The organism is Psychrobacter sp. AOP7-B1-24 (assembly GCF_052376215.1).
In the GTDB taxonomy this organism is placed as follows: Bacteria; Pseudomonadota; Gammaproteobacteria; order Pseudomonadales; family Moraxellaceae; genus Psychrobacter.
Genome location: NZ_JBQSVL010000171.1, coordinates 1 through 1,342, shown reverse-complemented (window position 1 = coordinate 1,342; position 1,342 = coordinate 1). Strand labels below are relative to the sequence as shown.

Here is a 1,342-nt window from a genome sequence, read left to right as displayed (position 1 = left end):
CACTGATTGAACGGTCAGCGTGTTGTTACCATCACCATCAGTGTCATTGGTCAAGACGTTGTCAATCAATACTGTGTCTTCAGGCGTGATTTCAACTTCAGGGTTCGCGACCGGTACATCTTCTACTGGCTCAACCGTGATGTCTAAAGTGGTACTGTCAGTGTTGCCCTCAGGGTCAGTCACGGTGTAGCTCACTTGTGGCACCGTGCCATTGAAGTTAGGTGCCGGATCAAAGGTGTAGCTGCCATCCGCATTCAAGGTCAAGTCACCGATAGGATCACCATTGTTATCAGTCAGGGCGGTTTCGGTGCCTAGAACCAATGTAACTTGAGTACCACTACCATCAATGTCTACGGTCGCTAATTGAACGGTCAAGGTGTCGCCATCTTCGTCTGTGTCATTGCTGATAACGTTGCCTGTTAAGGTGACGTCTTCAGGTGTGACTTCGGTTTCAAGATTGGCTTCAATGTCGTTCACTGGTGTAACCGTGATTGTCTCTGTTGCTGTTGCTGTCTCTGTACCATCTGTGATGGTGTAGTCAAATTTGACTTCACCATTAAAGTCAGCATCAGGCGTGAAGCTGATTTCACCTGCCGCATCAATGTTCACCACGCCATTTGGTACGATGATGCTTTGGGCGGTGCCTGGGGTTAAGGTGGTTCCATTGATATCAGTGATGGTTAGAACGTCGCCATCAAAGTCACTGTCAGCATTTAGTGGGTCAAGCACCACGGTGCCATCTTCGTCTACGGTATACGTATCATCTACCGCTATGGGTGCTGTCGGTGGGTAGTCGATGGTGACCGTCGCCTCATTTGAGGTCAAGCCCGTGCTGTCATCAACAGTGTAGCTGATCGGTGTTGGGTCATCAGCGAAACCTGTTGTTGGCGTGAAGGTGATAACACCTGTGTCTGGGGCAACACTCCATGAACCTTCACCTGGTACGTCAACTGATTTTCCATCAGCGGCGATGATGCTGCCTGCTGCTGGTGATTGGGTGATGATGACGGTAGTTGGGTCAAGATCATTTTCAGGATCATTGTCATTTGCTACAACGTCAACTGATACGGCTGTGTTTAAAGGACCTGCTTTTAAATCATTACTTGCAACTGGTGCAGTCTGCGGATAATCAATAGTAACCGTTGCTTCGTTTGACGTCTCTCCATCTAGGTTATCAACGGTGTAGCTGATTGGCGTTGGGTCACCAGTAAAGCCTGCTTCTGGGGCAAAGGTGATGGCACCTGTGTCTGGGTCAACACTCCATGAACCTTCACCTGGTACGTCAACCGATTTGCCGTCAGCGGCAATGGTGCTACCTGCTGGTGCTTGGGTGATGATGACA

1 protein-coding gene is annotated in these 1,342 nt (G+C 49.4%); it reads right to left on the bottom strand.

The window, feature by feature from the left end; all coding sequences use genetic code 11:
• Nucleotides 1-1,342 (bottom strand): Ig-like domain-containing protein (locus ACT3QP_RS14790; RefSeq protein ID WP_444526027.1); only part of this gene is annotated, 1,342 nt, incomplete at both ends.